Consider the following 19,112-nt stretch of genomic DNA (forward strand, 5'->3'; position numbering starts at 1 on the left):
CTTGGTCTTTCGACCTGGGGATATATCCCCGTGTAACCAGATTTAGCCAGTTACGGTTTAGACAGTTACGTCAGGACCAGGAGCAGCCTGCATGTCAACAGGGATCTCCTCGTTGATGGTCATACCGATCAGATAACCGTCACGTACAGCCTCGAGAAGACGCTTATACTCTTCGGTCTTATAAGGATCGTGCGGACCAACGCCAGCCCAGGTGGTGTGCGGTGATGCATTACCGATGAGGTGCAGGTGGCCTTCTTCGACAATGCCACGAAGCTCATCGTAGAAGTCGGTGTTGTCGACGCACTTGGTGCCCGTGATGATGGTGTCAGCGGGAACGGTGAATACCTTACCCTCTTCATCCTCACATACAACGCCTTCTTTGTTGTATTCCTTGACCTTGGTGGAGGTGAGAATCTTAACACCTTCGCTCTTGAGCTTACGCAGCTCAGGATTACGGTCGATGATGCCGATCTCTGCGCCAGCCTTCTTAGCCTCTTCGATAACGGTGACCTCACGGCCTTCGTTCATGGAAGAAGCAACTTCGATGCCAGCGAAGCCGCCGCCGATGACAGCAAGACGCTTGCCAACGAGCAGGTGGGTGCCGATGCCCCACTTCATGAGACCCAGCGGTGCGCCGAGGATGCCCATGCCGAAGCAGGACAGACCCCACATAGCGCCCTTACCCGGGGTGCCCTGGCCTTCAACGAGACCCTTCAGTGCGTGGGAATCGATGACGTTCTTGTTGTCCTTGCCAGGAACGTTCGGGGAAACGGTCTCAGGACCAACAGCGAGGATGACCTCGTCAGCGCCGAAGTCCTTGATGTAAGCGGTGGTAACAGGAGTGTTCAGGCGCACATCGATGTTGAGGCGCTTGATCTCTTCGTTGTACCAATCGACCATAGGAGGCAGTTCGTCATTAAGAACCTGAGCGAGGTTCAGAAGACCGCAAGCCTTCTTCTTCTGATCGACAACGGTGACGTTGACATAGCCACGCATGCGCATGGTACGAGCAGCTTCAAGACCAGAAGGACCAGCACCGATGATGAGGATCTTCTTCTTTGCCTCGTCGCCACTTACCTTGTGGTCCTCAGGCAGACCATACTGGGAGAAGTAGACGTTAGCGTTGACCGAGCACTTGCAGGGCTTACCAACGAAGATGTTGTCGAGGCAGCGCGAGCAAACGATGCAAGGACGGACCTCGTTAGCACGGTTTTCCTTGACCTTGAGGCCGATCTCGGGCTCAGCGATCCAGTGACGAGCCATACCAACAGCGTCGCCAGAACCGTCTTCGATGATCTTTTCGCAAACATCGAGGTGATTGATACGGGTACCAGGGAAGGTAGGAAGCTTGGTGTACTGCTTTGCAGCCTTGGAAAGGTAGATGAACTCGCCTTCTGGAACAAGCTGGTTAGCAACAGGACGAGGAGCCTCATGGAAGCCAGCCTGGATGGACCATGCGTCAACGCCGTGCTTCTCGACGACTTCGATGACCTCCTTGAGGTCTTCGAGACGCTGACCACCTGGCATGAGGTCGTCTGCAGAATAACGAATGAGGATCGGGTAGTCTTCGCCGCATACACGATGGATCTCATCGATGATGTCGGTGAGCAGACGGCAGCGATTCTCAGTGGATCCGCCGTACTCGTCGGTACGATGGTTGGAGTACTTGGAGATGAAGCGCATGACCATGTAACCGATACCAGCGTGGATCTCGATGATGTCGATGCCTGCGGTCTGGCAGCGCTTTGCAGCTTCGCCGTACTGCTTGACGACGAGCTGGATCTCTTCTTTGGTGAATTCGCGCTCTGGCATGCCTACGAACGGACCAGAGACAACGTCCTTAGAAGGAGCGTAGCTGAGCAGCTCGGACTTTCCGTCGGGGCGCCACTCGTAGCAGAGCTGCAGCTGAGCTGCGAGCTTTGCACCATGCTTGTGGCAAGCCTCAGCGGTGCGGGTAAGACCAGGGATAAAGCAGTCGTCCCATACACCGCACGCACCAGTGGTGGTGTGGTATTTCGGATGGGTGTCAAAACAGTCGCAAACATAGCAAGAACCGATCTCGATAAGACCAGCTCCACCGATTGCGCGCTGCTCGTAGAAGTCGACCAGGTCGTCACCAATGGCATAGTTATCGGTCTTCTCGATAGTCATTGGCAGCATGACGAAACGGTTACGAATTTCTACGTTGCCGATTTTGAACGGCGTGGTAAGTGCCTCGTATTTCACTGCACAGCCCCTTTCTACAGAACATGTGTACCACTCGTTATTCCTTTAGAGCTCCATCGTTATTACTGACATAAACGGTTTAGGCGCGTATTGAACCATGACCTACTACTTTCGGCCATCGTTCATACATAAAACTGTTTTTATCAGTAATGACGGATGGTTAGTCAGCTCCTCTGCTATAAGTATTGTAAAGCAGTTGTTACGTTTATCGATGGACATTATGATTTTTTTGTTGGTCCATAGGTAAGATTTATGAGTTTTTTCATTCGGCGTTGATGCTACTGGCTTGGAAATACCTATCAATGGTTGCTTATCGATTTTTTGGCTTCTACACAATTTTTCAAATTTGACCAATTAGCCTAGATGACTATAATGATGCAAACGGGCAGCACTTCCTGTGCGCGTATTCTAGTTCGTATCTTTCATCAGGCGAAACAGAGTATCGCTTCCAAGCAAGCTCCCGCATGAACCACACGCCTCTTTAAGGAAGGGCGGCCATATGGGGCCACTTGATACGAAATTGCTCATCGCTGACGCGTTCGTAGAGCTGTGCGATGAAATGCCCTTGAAGAAGGTATCCATCTCGGACATCGTGGCGCGCACCAATAAGAACCGCAAGACCTTCTACTATCACTTCGTTGATAAAGAAGCGCTGATCATCTGGAAGTTCCGCTATGATCTTGGTCAGGCGCTCCAGCGCAAGTTCCCCGAGAGCATCCTGGTCTACGAAGAGCCCAGCGAAGACTCCGTCTCGCAGTTCCCCTTCTATATCACGCAGAAATCAGGTGTGCGATCGCTGGACCATTCCAAGTTCTTCGATGTTTTCGCAAGCGTTCTGGAAAAGCGCCGTACATTCTACACTCAAGCGCTGCTCGAAACGGGCCCGCATGCATTGCGCAACTATCTCTATGACCTGTATCTGCCCGCGCTCAAGAATGACATCGACATCATCTTGGCGAATCGCTATCTGCCAGAAGAGAATATCGAGTTCTTGAGCGAATTTTATACCTGCGCGTTCTTGTACTACTTCATCCGCAAATGCGACCAGCCTGTGGTGAAGCACCTTATCAGCAACGCAGGTCCATTCTCGAATCTCATTCACAGCTCGCTCGAGATGGAGATCAAAGAAGCCCAGCTTCGTCGTAACCTCTAATCCCCTCCCACCGCAAACCTTTTTAGAACACCTTGGGGCTGGTCCCGAAACTGTCCCTTTTTTTACCCGTGCACGGTGCTGCGGCTGTAAGGTGAGCGTGCATAACTTACTCTGAACACAAATTTAAAGGACCAGGATCAATCGCAGATTGATCCGCGTGATAATGCATGAGGCAGTGCAGCGCATGAGCCGAAGGCGAACAGCGCCAGCGGGCTAAGTTATGGACGACCACCTTGCAGCCGCAGCACTCCAGCAGATTCTCAATATGACAATCGAGCACGATGCGAATGCTTCAAAATGCAAAAAAGAAGAGCACCCCTGCGGGTGCCCTCCTTTGATTCAGGTTAGTCTCTCTCAGACTGTTCGATAAATTCGATTAGTTGGTAACGAACTTATCAGCTGCGTCCCTCTTACCTGCACCATAGCATGCAGTACAGAGGACGTAGATCAGAATCATGACGATGATGTCCAGGATGAAGAAGAAGTCCCATCCGAACGACTGGTTGATAAGTGCCAGACCAGATGCAGCGAAGCCGCCGACCAGGTTGACAGGAATCAGGATGACAGAGTAGATCTTGTCATAGTGCAAGTCGCCAAAGATCTGACGGGTAAGGTACGGCAACAACGTTGTAACGAACGCGTAGATGAAGCCGTAGATAAGACCGCCACCGAAGAGGATCGGGAGGATCTTGTTGTAGCCGCCGAACCAGATGCCGCAGATACCAAGGATACCAGTAACGACACCAACGATAAGAGCGAGCTGAACAGACTTGGACTCGAAGATACCAGTACAAATCTTACCGATCATCATACCGACCATGGAGAATGCCTCCAGAGTACCGGACATGATCATGAGCTCAGGAATTGCATCCTGGGTACCCGGGATAACAGCAACAACGCCCTGATAGAAGTTGGTGTAGTGCTGCGGGTAGATACCGCAGATGTTCATCAAGCAGCCCGCGATGATGAGTACGTAGAAGTACCAACGGGTGTAAGCGACCTTGGGCTCCATACCCTTCAGGTGAATGTCTTCGTCGTCGATGACTTCGCCTGCAGCGATAGGTGCACCGTATGCCTTCAGTCCAACGTCCTCAGGAGCGTTGCGGAGGCAGAGTGCGGTCCAAGGAATGGTGCCTACGAGGCAGAGTGCGCCGAACACCATGTAGAGGTTACGCCAGGTATCCTCGACCAACAGGTTCGGGCCGAGAACGAACTGACCAACGATGTTCAAGACAGCGCCACCTGCACCAGTCATTGCGTAGGAAAGACCGAGTGCGAAACCGAGCTTTTTCTTAAACCAACGGCCAAGAACACCAGCAGTCATCAGCCAGAGCAGAGTGATCTGGGAGAAGCCGATGAAGATAGCCTCAACGTACCACATCCAAATTGCAGTGTTCTGCGACATGCAGAAATATGCGCCAGTTGCGCAGACACCTGCAAGGGTGCAGATGATACGAACGTCAAACTTCTCGAGCAATACACCGACGATTGGCGAGAAGATAACTTCGCAAATGTAAACAATGGACATGTAGAGAGAAACGTCGGAGACCTGAACTCCGAACTGCATCGCGACTGGACGATAAGCCAGACCCGGGCAGCTGAAGGTGATAGCACTAGATGTAAAGATACAAATCATGCAAGTAAACAGAACCAAGAAATGACGAACTGTAAACTTCTGTTCTTTAACATTTTCAGCCATAACCCCTCCTTCTTCTCGTGGACCGCTCGCGCGATCCCGCTTCCTTTACATGCAACCATTCTTTGGGAGGCTCGGTGTAATTTCTCCCTAAGGACAATTGCACGCAAGGGCACACAAATGCCCTCACCAGTATTTTGTGCCTCCATTTCACCTTCAAAAATGGTCAGATATCAAATTTTGTCCAATAGAAATTCCCCGTGAACGCGTTATACTATGCCCCTTTTTGAACATGTCCATCCTCATAAAACACCAGGTAGATTGCCAGTTTTTCTTCGCCTTCAAAACGCGAGCGATTTTTTGGGCCTCGAAAAAAATCTGAGAATTCTTCGTTTCTTTGGCTTTGAATCGAATAATCGGAAGCTTTTTCCTATGTATCGAGCGCAAAACCACTATGAAGATCGTCATCGAACCCATGCAAACCTGCAGATTGAGCTATCAAAGTACGGTCGATCAAGGGCACGAGGATCTTGAGTTCCCCGCTCCTACCCCCCCATACGAAAACTGGGTGCCCGGCCCGAAGGCCAGACACCCAGTAATAAGTAGGTGCTCTTGATCGAAGCGATCAGATATTAGTGAGCAGAACCTGCAGCCTTGTCACCGCGATAGTCCTTGGTACCCCACTTCACAACGATGAAGCCGATGACGAAGCAGGCAACTGCAACGATGAGGCCAACGATGAAGTACCAATCCCAGCCTGGACCCTGGTAGATAAGAGCCAGACCAGAAGCAGCGAATGCGCCAACGAGGTTAACAGGCATCAAGATGACCGAGTAGATCTTGTCGTAATCCTTCTCACCGAACAGGAGTCGCGTGAGGTATGGAAGAACGGTGGTAACCAACGGATAGAGCATACCGAAGATGAAGCCGCCGAAGAACAGGGGCAGGAGCTCCTTGTTCATGCCGCCGAACCAGATGCCCAGCAGACCGACGAAACCGCAAACAGAACCGAATGCAAGAGCAACGGTGACGTTACGGGATTCGATAGCGCCGATGGTGACCTTACCAACAGCCATACCGATCATGCAGCATGCCTCAAGGGTGCCGGACATGATCATAAGGTCTGGAATGGTGACGCCTTGAGCATCAACAGCAACCACGGTCTGATAGAAGGTGGTGAAGTGCTGCGGATAGATGCCGCCGATGTTGAACAAGCAGCCAGCGATGATGAGTACCCAGAAATACCACTTGGTGTAAGCGACCTTAGCAGGGATACCCGGAAGCTCGATATGAGCAGAGTCGATGACTTCGCCCTCTTCGATCTCTGCACCGTATGCCTTCAAACCGCAATCCTGAGGATAGGAGCGGATGGCGAACAGGGTGAAGGGAACGGAGAGCACAGCAGCTGCGATACCGTAGAACAGGTAGAGATCGCGCCAGGTCTCTTCAACGAGCAGGTTCGGACCGAGGATGAACTGACCGATGAAGTTGAAGACTGCGCCGCCCAGGCCAGTCATTGCATAGGAGATACCCAGCATGAGACCAAGCTTAGCCTTGAACCAGCGGTTCAGCAGACCAGCGACCATCAGCCAAAGAAGGGTGATCTCGCCGATGCCCATGAAGAAGCCAGAGACGTACCACTGCCAGAGCTCAGTGTAGGTGGACATTGCGCCGATACCCACAGAAGTGAAGAGCGCTGCGATAGTGCAGATGATGCGTGCGTCGAACTTCTCGAGCAATGCGCCGATGATGGGAGAGAAGATAACTTCAGCGAAGTAAACGATCGACATATAGAACGACACGTCAGAAACCTGCACACCGAGGTAATTTGCTACCGGACGATAGCAAAGGCCAGGACAGCTAAAGGTGATAGCTGCGCAGCCAAAGGTGCAGAAGACGCAAGTCAGAACAATGAGAATATGACGAGCGGTCATCTTCTGAGTTGTAGCTGTTGCCATAACTTCTTTTCCTTTCCGACGACCCACGACAGATGTCGCGAAGACGTCACACTTTCCTTTACTTTCAATACAGCTTGTGAGATCACCTGGCGGTACTCGGTTCATTTCGTCAGGTGATACCACAGGGGAATATCCCCCATATAGTATTTTGATGGGTGGTTTTTTGCTCAAAAATAGTCAGGTTTGCAAATCTGACCACTTGACGAGCTTTTTTCATTATGCGTTTTGGCTTTTCGTGTTGGATTTTATATATAGGTTCCTGATAATTCATAGACTAAAACTATTGTTGACGGGCATAATCAACTTAATGTCCAAAAATGAACGTGTTTTGGACGCGTTCAAATGAACCGTGAACACGTTTTGAACCCGTTCACGGAAAAACAAAAAGAGAACCGCGGGCAAACCTGCGGTTCTCAAGCTTTGAAGATCTGTTCTTCGGAGGTGCGCTACGTTGCGGCGCGGCGCAGTGCGTATGCGCAAGTGAGCGAGAAGTGCTTAGCGCTTCTTCTTTTTGCCGCCCTTCTTGCCGCCTTTGCCCTTCTTTGCCTTGTAGGCCTGTCGCGCTTTCGTATCGATACGGATCGCCTGAACTACGAAATACAGGAAGATACCGTAACCGATGATGCCCACGCCGATCAGGTTCAGCAGATTGAAGCCAGCGTTGTACATATACATGATGACGAGGGTCGTAATAGGATTTATGATGAGCGCATAGATCCAATACTTAGTGCTCTGTTTCATTGAACATCTTCCTTTTCGTACTTTTCCATGATGAGCGGAGCAGAGATGTAGACCATGATCTGGTCAGTGCCTTGGGCTATCTGGTTCCCGCGACAGTCTTCCCAAATGGAACTTACTCGTGAATCTTCAGTATACCCGAGTCCACCGAGAATCTGCATCGCATTACTGGCAACCTCGGTCGCGGCCTTGGGAATGTAGCGCTTCATGAGCGCCACTGACAAACGTTTGTTGGATGCGTCATTCTCGATATCCCACACAGCGCGATAGAGCATCATGCGCATGTTATAGAGGCTCACTTCCATATCGGTGAGCAACTGCTCGATCTGCTGGAACTGACTGATGGGCGTACCGAAAGCCGTGCGGTTGCGAGCGTGAGCCACCGCATCTTCCATGGCGGCTTGGGCCATGCCCACCGAAGATGCGCAGATGAACACGCGGCCAAATTCGAGCAAGCGGAACAACTGGCGGAAGCCGCCTTCATTGCCACTCAGACGATATTCAGGTTTCAGCTCCACGTCTTCGAAGGAAAGCGACGCAAAGGGCAGCATGGATTGACCGATCTTATTGATGGGATACGCACGGATACCATGCAGATTGCGCGGGATGAGCCAGAATGCCAGCGCGGGATACTTCCCTGGCGTTTCTTCGTCCTTGTCGATAGCGGCCACCAGGATGTTGGGAGAATATTCGCCGTTGTTCACGTAATTCTTCCGGCCATTCAAGATGATCTTGCCATCCACGGTCTTCGTGAAGGTCTGCATGCCCATGGAATCGGACCCTGCTGTAGGCTCTGAGATGGCGAACGAGAACATGAGACGTCCAGTCCTGCGATAGAACTCGAGCGCATCGGAAAACGTGGTCGATTCAGCGAACCAATTCATGATCTGCAGATTGAACAGATCGTTCTGGAATGGCAAAGTGGCGCCAGCGCAGCGTGAGAGCTCTTCGAGGATGAGCGTCTGAGACATGATGTTATGCGCGAAGGTCTGCTCCGTGGGCGATTCAAAGCTGAAATAAAGATCGGTGAACCCCTTCACGACATCGTCAGGCAACCCTTGATCGCGCTTCCACTGGAAGACGCGCTCAGGCGTGAAGACCGTTTCTCCGAAATTGCGAAAAGCAGCAATGAGTCGCTGTTGCTCGGGTGAAAGAGCAAAGCTAAACATAGTTCCTCTTTTGTAGTGTATTCAATAACCTATTTAATATAGTAGTAGCGTATAGGATAGCGCCGCTCTTTTGAAGCACCAAAACGGCTTGAGTGTCCAAAGAGCATCTGGCAAGACGCAACCTATAGAGCTTTCCAGTAAGTACGCAGCACGAGCGATCCGTCCGATTCCGTATAATTGAGGGTGTGTTGAAGTTTCAAGAAGAGGGGGATCTCTATGAAGATCTTAGCGATCAATGGCAGCCACCGCGTAGGCCAGAACACTGACTACCTTATCAACCAGGCGCTCACTGCCGCGGCAGAACTGGGCGCAGAGACCGAAGTGATCGAACTGGCCGAGAAGAACGTAGAGTATTGCACTGGCTGCAACCGTTGCTTGTTCAAGCCAAAGTGCAGCATCAAAGATGACGATATGGAAGAGATCAAGGCGAAGATGCTCGAAGCTGACGGCATCATCTTCGCATCCCCTGACTACTTCTCGAACGTATCTGCGCGCATGAAGTGCTTCATGGACCGCACGCGTCCGCTGCATATGGTTGCGAATCAGCTCAAGGGCAAGGTTGCTGGCTTCATGACCATGTCCGGCCTGGACAATTGTGGCTCTGAGTCCACTAGCGCAGCACTGAATCAGTTCTGCGCCACCCATGAGATGCTAGTCGTTCATCCGCGCCCCGAAGGACCCGTTATCGCATCGAGCATCACTGGTTCGCTGATGGCAGGTATGAAGGACGGCAAGCCTCAGTGGCGTCGTTCGGTTGCCGACGACCCCATCGCGCCCGTTGTTGCCCGTCAACTTGGCATCGACATGACGGAGCTCATCAAGAAGATCGGCTAGCTTCCACGGGTTATTCCGCAGGGAGCGGGGTTGGAGGGGCAGAGTCTCGGATCCACCCGTTTTGCTGTTCGCCCTTCGGGCTCATGCGCTGCACTGCCTCATGCGTTTTACGGAACCCAGTCATTCGACTGGGTTCTTTTATTAGTTAGTGTTCAGAATAAATCTACGACCCTGCCCCTCCAACCCCGCTCTCTACGCACAACGTATTTAGGGGGCTAGCGAGATTTTAGATTCGCGTAAATAAAAAGTCCCACCCGTTACCGAGTGGGACTTCAAGAAGCATGTTAACTGGTTATTACCAGTTGCAAGGTGCTTCGCCTGCAGCCTGACGCTTGGAGACGAAGATCTTGTCTTCGATCTCAGGACCATCATAGACCACTACGCCACCGTCTTCAGCGATCTTGGCGATCTCGTCGTCGGAGTAGCCATAATCCTTCATGAATTCAGCGGTGTGATAGCCGATCGGCTTGGAGAGGATGACCGGAGGATCACCATAGGAGCCGAAGCGAACAGGAGTCATAGGCAGTGCGCGCTTGCCCCATGCGTCGTATTCGACCATACGGAGTGCGTCGTTGTCGTAAGCCTCTTCGTCCTTCACAACGTCGGTGTAACGGAAGCACTTCTGAGCAGGAACCTGGTTCTCTTTGAAGATAGCCATCCACTCGTCGAAGGTCTTCTTTGCGAAAGCCTCTTCGAGCCACTCGATAACTTCGACGTTCTTGCCAGAAGCCTTAAGAGAGGTGAGGTTGTTGGTGTCAGGATTGTCAACCTGATCAGCGCGATCGAACAGACCCATCATCATCGGGTAGTACTTATCGTACTGAGGCATGCAGATGTAGATCCACTTTTCGTCATAGGTACGATAGGTGTTGTTGAAGGGGTTAGGAACGTGCTTACGAGACTTAGGATATGGAGCACCGAACTGCGTAGCACAGATACCGATGTTGCCGCCCCAGATAGCGCCAGCATAAAGGTTGGTGACGACCTTTTCGCCCTTACCAGTACGAGTGCGGTTGAACAGAGCACCCAGGATGCCCGTTGCAAGCATGTGGCCGACGTTGTAGTCGCCGAATGCCTGAGGAGCGATCGCAGGAGATTCGCCGTCCTCACGGAAAACGTTAGCAACGCCACCGCGAGCTGCCCAGCACACTGCGTCGAAGCCGGGGCTGTCCTTTTCAGGGCCATATTCGCCATAGCCACGCATCTGTGCCCAGATGAGCTTCGGGAATTCCTTGTGAAGGGTTTCGTAGTCGAGACCCATCTTGATGAGAGCCTTGTCGCGCAGATTGTTAACGAAGATGTCTGCGTCAGCAAGAAGCTTCTTCATGAACTTCATGCCTTCCTCATTCTTGAGGTTGATGGAAACGAAGTTCTTGTTGGTGTTGTTAAGGTCGATCGTAGGATCTTCCATGTCGGTCTGCTCGCAACCAAAGCCGGGGCCCTGAGTACGCTGAGCGTCGCCGTAAGGGGGCTCTACCTTGATGACCGTTGCGCCCATTTCAGAGAGGCAACGAACCGCAGCAGGAGCAGCAACCCATTCGCAGAGTTCAACAACTTTAACGCCAGCAAGTGGGCCATAGCCATTGAGCTTTTCTGTAGTTGACATACAGAATATCTCCTTTCATTCCTCACCGGTAATTTCGGTTCCTTTCCAGTATGACCTTACGCCTTATGCGTGTGGATGGTCAGTAATGAATCTTTGTCCGAACGGCCGAAAATTCAGCTCGAAAATTTCAGCGATTTGCTGCTGTTTTTCGCACGAATCATTGCTGATTTGCGGATAATTTCGTCAAATTGAGGTTCGCTTCATGGACACTTTCTTTGTTTTGTCCGTAAATAAAAGTCGGTACCGCAAGCAGCGAGACTGCAGGGGTGGGGTCTCGGATCCACCCGTTCCGCTGTTCGCCTTCGGCTCATGCGCTGCACTGCCCCATGCTTTGTCTTGCGAACTCAGCAAGCTGAGCTTCGTCTTATCAAGTTGGCGTTCAGAGTGAATCCGAGACCCCGTCCCCCTACCGCCTCATTGTTTGCGCATAGCGTCTTCAGTGAACAGGATCGATGCCCGCTTCGATGACAAAAAAGGACCCAGCGTAAAGCTGGGTCCTTGAAGTTCCGTTCGTTTCGCACGGGGCGAAACCATAGGGAAGGGAGTGGCTTAGAGATTGTTCGTGATGACGTACTTCTCGGGATGAGCCTTGACTTCCTCGCGGTTCTTCGGGTTCATCTTCTGCATGCCCCAATATGCGTCCTGGGTGTTTGCAGCCAGAACCTGGTTGCGGTTCTCCATCTTGACCTGGTCGGCCAGAGACAGACCGTCGAGAGAGCTCTGGAGAGCTTCCTTGGTAAGGCGCAGACCGAACGGAGAAGTCTCGCGGCAGATCTCCTCAGCCAGCTTGACAGCCTCTTCAACAACATCGTCATCAGCGACGACCTTGACAGCATAGCCCCACTCAGCGAGGGTCTCTGCCTTGAAGCGGCGCGGGTTCATGAGGATCTCGCATGCACGAGCATAACCAACGATCTTCGGGAGATAGAAGGAGCCGGACATGTCGGTGCCGGTATAACCGATGGAGAGGTAGCCAGCGTTCATCTTGAAGGATTCGCCGAGGATACGCATGTCGCAAGCGGTTGCGATGGAAAGACCGCCACCAACTGCGAAGCCCTTGAGAGCGCCGATGATGGGCTGCTCGCACTTAGCCATGTTGAGAACCTGGTCGGAGCACATACGCTGCATAACATAGAAGTCGCGCTGGATGCGGCCCATGTCCTCAGGAGGATCGAGGAACAGGTCGTTCAGGTTGAAGCCAGCGCAGAAGGAATTGCCTTCGCCGGTAAGAACGATGACGCGGCAGTCCTTGTCGTAGCGGACGAGGTTCAAGAAGTCGTTGAACTCAGCCATCTGCTCATAGGACATTGCGTTGAGGTTACCCGGATCGTTGAAAGAGCAGATATAAACAGGACCACGCTGTTCAATCGTCAGCTTTGCATACTTGTCGTAGGTAAACTCTGGCAAATGATATGCCTCTTGGTAAACGCTCATACGTTTCCCCTTCCATTTCTGAAACTAATAAATTTAGCGTTTATTCATCGTAGGTTTCAATGTTTCGGTTGTCAATAAACAATCGCGGCAACCTGCGTAGGTGAACACGCGTTTCGCCCTTTGAGCGGCGCGAATGGTAGCGACCTGGGCATCCTTCGTCTGAAGCAACTGGCATGCACGAGGGTAGCCGATACAGCGTTTTGCCACTGCGGATAACGAGCCGAGGCCGGGCAGCCCCAACGCGTCACTGCTAAGACACTGACGCGCACAAGACGAACAGCGCTCTATTTGTAAGGACCTTTCCCACTATCTTCTAGTAAAGTAAGAAGACCCCGAACAAATGAACGAAAGGTTTCCTATGAAGCGCTTTGCTGCTTTGATAGCCGTTCTTGCACTTGCACTGTGCTGCATGAGCGCCTGCTCGCAAAACGAAGAGCTGCGCCTGGGCACGGGCAACAACGAAGGCATGTACTACCAATTCGGTTCGCTCTTGGCCGAAGAATCGCAAAACGACGATGCGGTGCCCACCGTCTCGGTCGAGACCACCGCAGGATCGAGCGCGAACCTCCGTTTGCTCTCTCAGGGCTTCTTGGATATGGCCATCGTGCAGGCAGATACCCTGAATGACGCTTATAACGGCACCGGGTTCTTCTCGAATTCAGGCGAATACACTGGCTACAGTGCCGTAGCTGGCCTCTACACCGAAGTGTGTCAGATCATCGTTCCTGCTGATAGCGATATCTATTCGGTCGAAGACCTCGCAGGCAAGACCGTAAGCTTGGGCGAGCGCGAATCGGGCGTGTTGCAAAATGCGCTGCAGGTGCTCGATGCCTACAACTTGCAGGAATCAGACTTCACGGCAGAATACTTGAGCTTCTCGGATTCGGCTGCTGCCATGAAGGAAGGCTCGATCGATGCCGCCTTCATCACCGCAGCGATCCCCACCCCAGCAGTGACCAACCTCTCCGAGAGCATGGGTGTTCGCGTGGTCTCGCTCGACCCCTTCGCAGTGAACGTTCTGACCAAGCGCCATAGTTATTACACGCCCTGCACCGTTCCTGCTGGCACGTATGCGGGCCAGAACACCGAGGCTCAGACCGTGGGCGTGCGCGCAGTGCTGGTTGCCCGTAACGACGTACCTGCCGATCAGGTAGCCGCCATGATGGCGCTGCTCTTCGACGGCGAGGTCGATTTCGCTGGCAAGTTGAAGAGCTCGATGCAGCCACTGGTGATCGAGGCCATCGAAGGTATCCCTATCGCTTTCCATCCTGGCGCAGGTGATTTCTATGCTGAGCAGGGAATCAACGTGACCGTGATGGATGTTGATGATGAAGGCAGCTCGGTCAACGCAAGCCAAGACGATTAACCCACCCGTCCCTTCGGGCTCGCGCAATGGCTCGCCGGCCCGCCTGAAGAAATAGATAAGGATAAGCCCATGGCTGAAGTTTCATTCGATATGTATCAAACGCTCGCGATAGCAGTAGTGGCGCTGCTCATCGGTGCATGGTTGAAGACCAAGATCAAAGTGCTCGACCGTTTGTGCATTCCCTCCCCTGTTGTGGGCGGTTTGCTCTTCTCGATCATCACGTGCGTGCTCTACGTGACGGGCGTGGTGGACTTCGCTTGGGACGACACGTTGAAGACCGTCTGCATGGTGGTGTTCTTCACTTCGGTGGGCTTCCAAGCGAACATCAAAGTGCTGAAGAGCGGCGGCAAAGCGCTGATCATCTTGCTCTTCTGCGTGCTGTTCTTGATCGAGGCGCAGGATATCATCGCGGTGGGAGTAGCTAATGTGTTGGGCATCGATCCGATGATCGGCCTTGCAACAGGCTCTATCTCCATGGTGGGTGGCCACGGTACCGCAGGCGCATTCGGCCCCGTGCTCGAAGACTTGGGCGTGACTGGCGCGACCACGGTCGCCACAGCCGCAGCGACCTTCGGCTTGGTAGCAGGCTCTCTTGTTGGTGGCCCCATCGGCAACCGCCTGATCAAGAAGAAGGATCTGCTCAAGACGCGCGTTATCGCAGACGATACTCCGCTGGTCGAAGAGGAAGAGAAGCATCATCGCTCCATTTCCCAATATGCGCCAGCAGCCTATCAACTTGCGATCGCCATGGGCCTAGGTACGCTCGTTTCCTATTTGCTTTCCATGACCGGCATGACCTTCCCCATCTATATTGGCGCTATGATCATTGCAGCCATCATGCGCAACATCGGTGAATACACGGGCAAGATCACCATCCACATTGGTGAGATCAACGACCTGGGTGGCATCTGCCTTTCGCTGTTCTTGGGTATCGCCATGATCACGTTGAAACTGTGGCAGCTTGCTGACCTGGCGCTGCCGATGATCATCCTGCTCACCTGTCAGGTGATCTTCATGGTGCTGTTCGCGCGCTTCGTGGTGTTCAATGCCATGGGCCGCGACTACGATGCGGCCGTGCTCACCGCTGGTAGCTGCGGTTTCGGCATGGGTGCCACACCGAACGCAATGGCGAATATGCAGGTTTTGACCGATAAATATGGACCTTCTGTTAAGGCCTTCCTCTTGATCCCGCTCATCGGTAGTATGTATGCCGACTTCGTCAACAGTTTGAGCATCACGTTCTTCATCAACTTGTTGTAGAGGATGGTTTGCAATGTTTAATAAGAAGCATCACGATCAAACGAAGCCCAGCTCAAAGCCCAGTTCCGAAGCAGTATCCGCGGCTGACAATCTGGGCAGCAATGCAGGCGATAATGTCGCGCTGCCTGAAGTGCATACGGGCAAGGTTGACGTTCCTGGCGATTTCGAGCGCGAACAGCATTGCGATGAGAAGCAGAGCGTAGTGTTTGATACCCTTGCGGTACCAGAGTTCCATACGGGCAAATGCGAACAGATCGACTCTACTACCGAGGAAAAGCCTCATCACAAGCATGGCTTGTTCTCTGATCTGGCGCGCACGCTCGTGAACGGCACGCCCGACGATTAGAGGGCGTTCGCTGAACCATACACAGTGCTGCGGATGTAAGGTGAGGGTGCAGAACTTACTCTGAACACTAACCAAAAAAGAACCCAGCTAAGCTGGGTTCCGTACAATGCATGAGGCAGTGAAGTGCATGAGCCCGAAGGGCGAACAGCGGAACGGGTAAGTTATGCAGCATTACCTTGCAGCCGCAGCACCCCAAAAGATTCACCATTTGAACCTGTCCCCAAAGTGTCCGGGACAGAATTGAACCCGTCCCCAACTAGAGCGCGTGGATGATCGCCTCTACGGAATCCTTTGCGTCACCAAGGAGCATATCGGTATTTTCGTTATAGAACAGCGGGTTCTCTACACCAGCATAACCAGCGTTGCCGATAGAGCGCTTCGAGACGATGACGTTGTTCGCATCCCATACGCGCATGACCGGCATGCCTGCAATAGGTGAATTCTCGTCCGTTTCAGCTGATGGATTCACCGTATCGTTCGCCCCGATGACGAGCACCACATCGACCTGATCGAAATCGTCGTTCACTTCATCCATCTCATACACATGGTCGTAGGGCACTTTCGCCTCTGCGAGCAGCACGTTCATATGACCGGGCATGCGGCCAGCCACGGGATGGATGGCGAATTTCACGTCGACCCCACGCTCGATGAGCTTGCGCGTGAGCTCTGCCACAGGGAATTGCGCCTGTGCCACCGCCATGCCATAACCAGGAGAGATGACCACGGTCTTAGCCTGCTTCAAGCGCTCAGCAACTTCTTCGGGCGTAACTTCAGTATGGGTAAGATCGCCTAGATCCTGGCTGCTCGAAGAAGAGCTCGATCCCCCATCGCTGCCAAAACCACCCAAGATGACCGAGATGAACGAACGGTTCATACCCTGGCACATGATGTAGGAAAGATACGCACCAGAAGAGCCAACGAGCGCACCAGTGATGATGAGCAGGTCGTTACCCAGCGTGAAGCCAGCCATAGCGGCCGCCCAACCAGAATAGGAATTCAGCATGGAGATGACCACGGGCATGTCGCCACCGCCAATAGCGAGCACCAGATGCGCGCCCAGGATGAGCGAGACCACCGTGAGGATAGCGAGCGGAACGAAGCCCTGGTCAACGCCTTGGGTAGCCACGAACCAACCGATGCAGACCAAACAAACGACGAGCATGAGCAGGTTCAACAGATTGCGCCCAGGCAGCATGAGCGGCTTGCCAGAGATGCGCGCAGAGAGCTTCAAGTTCGCGATGATCGAACCCGTGAGCGTGACCGCGCCGATGAACACAGCAAGACCCACTTCGCCCATATGGAATGCGCCTTCATAAGTGCCATCGCCCGGTGTTGCCAAGAATGAATTGATGCCGACGAGCACCGCTGCCGCACCCACGAAGGAATGGAGCAGCGCGACCAACTCTGGCATCGCGGTCATCTGGACGCGCAGGGCTTTCCAGACACCTATTGCAGCACCGATGAGCACTGCCACCAGGATGAAGCCGAGGGTAGCAAGGGGCATCTGATCGCCTTCGACCGTAGTGGCCACGATGACGATGATGAGCGCTGCCGCCATGCCGATGATGCCGAACACATTGCCGCGCATAGCGCTCTTCTGCTTCGAGAGGCTTGCGAGCGCGAGGATGAACAACAGCGCCGCCGCGATATAAGCGAGCGATTCCGAACGATTCAGGATCTCTTGCACGAGGTTAGGAGCGCCTGCTGAGAGCGAATCGAGCGCGAGAATGCTTCCACTCATTTGGAGCTCCTTTCGAACATCTTGAGCATGCGTCGGGTGACCAAGAAGCCGCCGAAGATATTGATCGAGGCAAGGGCCACAGCAACGAACGACAGGCCAACGATGAGCGGATCGGATGAGCCGATCTGCAAGAGCGCGCCCACTACGATGATGCCCGAGATCGCGTTTGTCTCAGACATGAGCGGGGTGTGCAGCGTATGGGAAACGCCTGTGATGACGTAGAAACCTACCACGCAGGCGAGCACGAATACGATGAAGTGACTGGACATGGAAGCTGGTGCGGCCACGATGAGCAACACCGCAAGAACGCCAAGGAGCGCCTTCCACCACAGACCACGGAAGCGCGAAGGTTCTTCTTGCACCTCTTCTGCAGTGGAGGCGCCTTCGGCTTTGGCTTTGGCGTCGGTTTGAGCCTGGCCTGGGGCCTGCGCCTCGGCAGGTTTTGCTGGTGCCGGCGCAGCTGACACCTGAACAGGAGGTGGTGGCCACATAAGATTGCCATCGCGAGCAGCGAGCATGCCACGCACGACCACATCCTCTTCATCCCAAACTGGCACACCATCCTTCTCAGATGTGACCAACTTGAGCAGATTCACGATGTTCTGGCCGAAGAGCTGCGAAGCCTGGCCGGGCAAGCGACCAGGAAGATCGGTATAGCCTACGATGATGACGCCGTTTTCGGTAACGGTGACCTCACCAGGCTTGGTGAGCGCACAATTGCTGCCCAGATCGGATGCGCCCATATCCACGATGACCGAACCGGGCATCATGCATGAGACCGCCTCTGCGGTGAGCAACAGCGGTGCAGGGCGACCAGGAACTTGCGCCGTGGTGATGACGATGTCGCTGGCTGCAGCTTGTTTAGCGTAGACCTGCTGGGTGCGAGCCTGATCGTCTTCGTCGAGCTCACGAGCATACCCATCGCTGGATTCTTGCTGGACTGGGATCTCCACGAAGGTGGCACCGAGGGATTGGACTTGATCGGCCACATCGGCACGCACGTCAGTAGCAGATACTTCTGCACCCATCGAACCAGCGGTGCCAATAGCTGCAAGGCCTGCCACGCCCACGCCGATAACGTAGACCTTCGCGGGAGCCACACGACCAGCAGCGGTGACCGCACCAGCGAACTGGCGGCCGAACACGCTGGCAGCCTCGATGACCGCACGATAACCCGCCACGTTCATGAGCGAAGAGCGTACGTCGAGCGACTGGGCGCGCGAGATGCGCGGCACTGCATCGAGAGCGATAGCGGTGATGTTGCGCGCCACGCATTCCGCGATAAGCTCGCTGTTATTCTGAGGATCAAGACGTGAAAGCAGTGTTGCACCCGATGCCATCTGAGCGACCTGCTCGAGCGAAGGTGCATCCAGGCAAACCACCATGTCTGCTGCCCAAGCATGCGCCGCATCGACCACGCTTGCGCCCGCTTCTTCATAATGCGCGTCATAATAACTAGCCAGTTCACCTGCGCCACGCTCGATCGCAACTTCATAACCGAGCGCGATGAGCTTCTTTACCGTGTTCGGCGTAGCTGCAACAAGCGTCTGACCCGCGCGTGTTTCTTTTGGAATTCCAATACGCATAGTTAACCCCTCGTATTTTTGAAGCCTCCATTATAGCGCTACGGCCTCTTGCGCGAAGG

13 protein-coding genes and 1 pseudogene are annotated in these 19,112 nt (G+C 53.4%); 5 read left to right on the forward strand and 9 right to left on the reverse strand.

What is annotated here, in order from left to right:
• Positions 1-57: 57 nt before the first annotated feature.
• Positions 58-2,226, reverse strand: coding sequence for an oxidoreductase (locus NFR25_RS02670; protein WP_251197705.1), 2,169 nt, complete (start codon positions 2,224-2,226; stop codon positions 58-60).
• 499 nt (positions 2,227-2,725) lie between these two features.
• Here NFR25_RS02670 and NFR25_RS02675 point away from each other — a divergent pair, with 499 nt between their 5' ends.
• Complete coding sequence (locus NFR25_RS02675; RefSeq protein WP_251197706.1) at positions 2,726-3,379, forward strand: TetR/AcrR family transcriptional regulator C-terminal domain-containing protein; 654 nt, start codon at positions 2,726-2,728, stop codon at positions 3,377-3,379.
• Between the two features lie 376 nt (positions 3,380-3,755).
• Here NFR25_RS02675 and NFR25_RS02680 read toward each other — a convergent pair whose 3' ends face one another.
• The 4 genes from NFR25_RS02680 to NFR25_RS02695 all read right to left on the reverse strand — a co-directional run bounded on the left by NFR25_RS02680 (position 3,756) and on the right by NFR25_RS02695 (position 8,880).
• Positions 3,756-5,078 carry an MFS transporter gene (locus NFR25_RS02680; protein ID WP_251197707.1) on the reverse strand — a complete coding sequence of 441 codons (1,323 nt, stop codon included), beginning with the start codon at positions 5,076-5,078 and terminating at the stop codon, positions 3,756-3,758.
• A 569-nt stretch (positions 5,079-5,647) separates the two neighbouring features.
• Positions 5,648-6,973, reverse strand: a complete 1,326-nt coding sequence (locus NFR25_RS02685; protein ID WP_251197708.1) for an MFS transporter — start codon at positions 6,971-6,973, stop codon at positions 5,648-5,650.
• Positions 6,974-7,468: 495 nt separating this feature from the next.
• Positions 7,469-7,714: a hypothetical protein gene (locus NFR25_RS02690; protein WP_251197709.1), complete on the reverse strand. Its 246-nt coding sequence runs from the start codon at positions 7,712-7,714 to the stop codon at positions 7,469-7,471.
• Entirely contained in the window at positions 7,711-8,880 is a 1,170-nt protein-coding gene (locus NFR25_RS02695) for an acyl-CoA dehydrogenase family protein (protein WP_251197710.1), read from the reverse strand. Before NFR25_RS02695 ends, NFR25_RS02690 begins: the two co-directional genes overlap by 4 nt.
• Before the next feature lie 216 nt (positions 8,881-9,096).
• Between NFR25_RS02695 and NFR25_RS02700 the strand changes: the two genes are divergently transcribed.
• Positions 9,097-9,714, forward strand: coding sequence for a flavodoxin family protein (locus tag NFR25_RS02700; protein WP_251197711.1), 618 nt, complete (start codon positions 9,097-9,099; stop codon positions 9,712-9,714).
• A gap of 295 nt (positions 9,715-10,009) precedes the next feature.
• Here the strand turns inward: NFR25_RS02700 and NFR25_RS02705 are convergent, their stop codons facing one another.
• Together NFR25_RS02705 and NFR25_RS02710 are read right to left on the reverse strand one after the other, a co-directional pair.
• Positions 10,010-11,320 (reverse strand): CaiB/BaiF CoA transferase family protein, encoded by a 1,311-nt coding sequence (locus tag NFR25_RS02705; protein ID WP_251197712.1) that lies wholly within the window; start codon positions 11,318-11,320, stop codon positions 10,010-10,012.
• Positions 11,321-11,869: 549 nt separating this feature from the next.
• Positions 11,870-12,754, reverse strand: coding sequence for an enoyl-CoA hydratase/isomerase family protein (locus tag NFR25_RS02710; protein WP_251197713.1), 885 nt, complete (start codon positions 12,752-12,754; stop codon positions 11,870-11,872).
• A 358-nt stretch (positions 12,755-13,112) separates the two neighbouring features.
• Here NFR25_RS02710 and NFR25_RS02715 point away from each other — a divergent pair, with 358 nt between their 5' ends.
• The 3 genes and pseudogenes from NFR25_RS02715 (at position 13,113) to NFR25_RS02725 (ending at position 15,726) form a co-directional block, all read left to right on the forward strand.
• Positions 13,113-14,120 (forward strand): TAXI family TRAP transporter solute-binding subunit, encoded by a 1,008-nt coding sequence (locus NFR25_RS02715; protein WP_251197714.1) that lies wholly within the window; start codon positions 13,113-13,115, stop codon positions 14,118-14,120.
• Between the two features lie 48 nt (positions 14,121-14,168).
• Positions 14,169-15,380: pseudogene (gene gltS, locus NFR25_RS02720) on the forward strand (sodium/glutamate symporter); the annotation flags it as partial.
• 13 nt (positions 15,381-15,393) lie between these two features.
• Positions 15,394-15,726, forward strand: coding sequence for a hypothetical protein (locus tag NFR25_RS02725; protein ID WP_251197716.1), 333 nt, complete (start codon positions 15,394-15,396; stop codon positions 15,724-15,726).
• Between the two features lie 256 nt (positions 15,727-15,982).
• On the opposite strand, the gene NFR25_RS02730 is transcribed toward NFR25_RS02725, so the two are convergent.
• Both NFR25_RS02730 and NFR25_RS02735 read right to left on the reverse strand, forming a co-directional pair.
• Complete coding sequence (locus tag NFR25_RS02730; protein ID WP_251197717.1) at positions 15,983-17,467, reverse strand: NAD(P)(+) transhydrogenase (Re/Si-specific) subunit beta; 1,485 nt, start codon at positions 17,465-17,467, stop codon at positions 15,983-15,985.
• Positions 17,464-19,053 (reverse strand): Re/Si-specific NAD(P)(+) transhydrogenase subunit alpha, encoded by a 1,590-nt coding sequence (locus tag NFR25_RS02735; protein ID WP_251197718.1) that lies wholly within the window; start codon positions 19,051-19,053, stop codon positions 17,464-17,466. Before NFR25_RS02735 ends, NFR25_RS02730 begins: the two co-directional genes overlap by 4 nt.
• Positions 19,054-19,112 lie beyond the last annotated feature (59 nt).

This window comes from Anaerotardibacter muris (assembly GCF_943192915.1).
Taxonomy (GTDB): domain Bacteria; phylum Actinomycetota; class Coriobacteriia; order Coriobacteriales; family Eggerthellaceae; genus Anaerotardibacter; species Anaerotardibacter muris.

Excerpts from the sequence above, each read along its gene's own strand:
- NFR25_RS02675 (WP_251197706.1), top strand. The coding sequence starts at position 2,726 with ATGGGGCCACTTGATACGAAATTGCTCATCGCTGACGCGTTCGTAGAG.
- NFR25_RS02680 (WP_251197707.1), bottom strand. The coding sequence starts at position 5,078 with ATGGCTGAAAATGTTAAAGAACAGAAGTTTACAGTTCGTCATTTCTTG.
- NFR25_RS02685 (WP_251197708.1), bottom strand. The coding sequence starts at position 6,973 with ATGGCAACAGCTACAACTCAGAAGATGACCGCTCGTCATATTCTCATT.
- NFR25_RS02690 (WP_251197709.1), bottom strand. The coding sequence starts at position 7,714 with ATGAAACAGAGCACTAAGTATTGGATCTATGCGCTCATCATAAATCCT.
- NFR25_RS02695 (WP_251197710.1), bottom strand. The coding sequence starts at position 8,880 with ATGTTTAGCTTTGCTCTTTCACCCGAGCAACAGCGACTCATTGCTGCT.
- NFR25_RS02700 (WP_251197711.1), top strand. The coding sequence starts at position 9,097 with ATGAAGATCTTAGCGATCAATGGCAGCCACCGCGTAGGCCAGAACACT.
- NFR25_RS02705 (WP_251197712.1), bottom strand. The coding sequence starts at position 11,320 with ATGTCAACTACAGAAAAGCTCAATGGCTATGGCCCACTTGCTGGCGTT.
- NFR25_RS02710 (WP_251197713.1), bottom strand. The coding sequence starts at position 12,754 with ATGAGCGTTTACCAAGAGGCATATCATTTGCCAGAGTTTACCTACGAC.
- NFR25_RS02715 (WP_251197714.1), top strand. The coding sequence starts at position 13,113 with ATGAAGCGCTTTGCTGCTTTGATAGCCGTTCTTGCACTTGCACTGTGC.
- NFR25_RS02725 (WP_251197716.1), top strand. The coding sequence starts at position 15,394 with ATGTTTAATAAGAAGCATCACGATCAAACGAAGCCCAGCTCAAAGCCC.
- NFR25_RS02730 (WP_251197717.1), bottom strand. The coding sequence starts at position 17,467 with ATGAGTGGAAGCATTCTCGCGCTCGATTCGCTCTCAGCAGGCGCTCCT.
- NFR25_RS02735 (WP_251197718.1), bottom strand. The coding sequence starts at position 19,053 with ATGCGTATTGGAATTCCAAAAGAAACACGCGCGGGTCAGACGCTTGTT.